This window comes from Pseudoalteromonas sp. G5_S1_54_S4 (genome assembly GCF_054968565.1).
Genome location: NZ_JBQKUL010000122.1, coordinates 1 through 1,104 on the forward strand (window position 1 = coordinate 1; position 1,104 = coordinate 1,104).

Genomic DNA, 1,104 nt, shown 5'->3' on the forward strand with positions numbered 1-1,104 from the left:
TGCCATAAGCAGACGGTGGTAATAACTCGTTTCTGCCCCAAGATGAGTTAAAGTAAATGTTCTAAGGGCTGCTTTGAGCTGTGAGAGCGGACGTTCATCCTTACACCGAAATCACCATGTATACATCCATAATCGTTGAGTTTCTCCCATAGTCAGGAAAACGACCAAATAGGTCGTTTTTATTGTATCCAGAATTAGAGCGGTATACAGAATCTTCCATGCTGGTAAGCACTTCCATAATCTGCTATCAATGGTCGTAGGACAAAAACGAGACAGATTGCGGCAGAAAAACGAGACAGATTGCGGCAGAAAAACGACTCAATCGCTCGATATTAAATTGTTAGGCAATCAGGGGTTATCATGAAAATTGAAGTATACGAACTAAATAGTATTACTGGTGAAAATGTACAGTCAGGGAATGAAGTTTTAAATTTGGTGAGCGACTGCTCAGAAGACTTGAGTATGTTTTCCTATGAAGAAACAAATCTTCTATACGATTACCTAACAGAAAGGGAGGTTGTTAGAGCTCGACTGTTGTTAGATCGAGTAGGAGCAAAGGATTTTCATGAAACTGTTTTAATGATTGCAAAGTGCATAGATACTGGGAAGTTTCTTGGGTTCTGTATTTGCTCTCCCTTCATTCACTCTGGTACATATGAAAAATTAGATGGTGCATCAATTACATTGATTGCAGTCTGCAAGGAAAGTAGACGCAACGGAGTGTTCAGTAAATTAATGGAGAACGTAAAAAATAAATATTCTAATGTAACTTTGACATGCTCCCCAAAACTAGTTGAACTTTACTTAAAGTACGGCTTTAAAGTTGAAGGTTATTTTCAAACTCATATCTGCATGACATATGGAACAGCTCTTGAGAATGGTTGTTTAGTTTCTGTTGATGATGAAGTAGTTATGGGAACTACATCGGTAATAAATTCATATAAGAAGCTAGTTGCTAAGCATGGAAAATCAGCAATGGATTCAGCACAAAGATCTTGGATGAGTGATTTCTCTAACGATGAAAAAATCGCTAAAAATTACTTTTACAAGCACAACTTGCGAGATGCCTAACAAGTCAATCAAGAGGGACGCCTACGGCGCCAC

General features: G+C 38.3%; 1 protein-coding gene. It reads left to right on the plus strand.

The features are described from left to right. Window positions 1-360: 360 nt before the first annotated feature. Window positions 361-1,071 (plus strand): GNAT family N-acetyltransferase, encoded by a 711-nt coding sequence (locus ACTRWE_RS19190; protein WP_462880530.1) that lies wholly within the window; start codon window positions 361-363, stop codon window positions 1,069-1,071. Window positions 1,072-1,104: the final 33 nt, after the last annotated feature.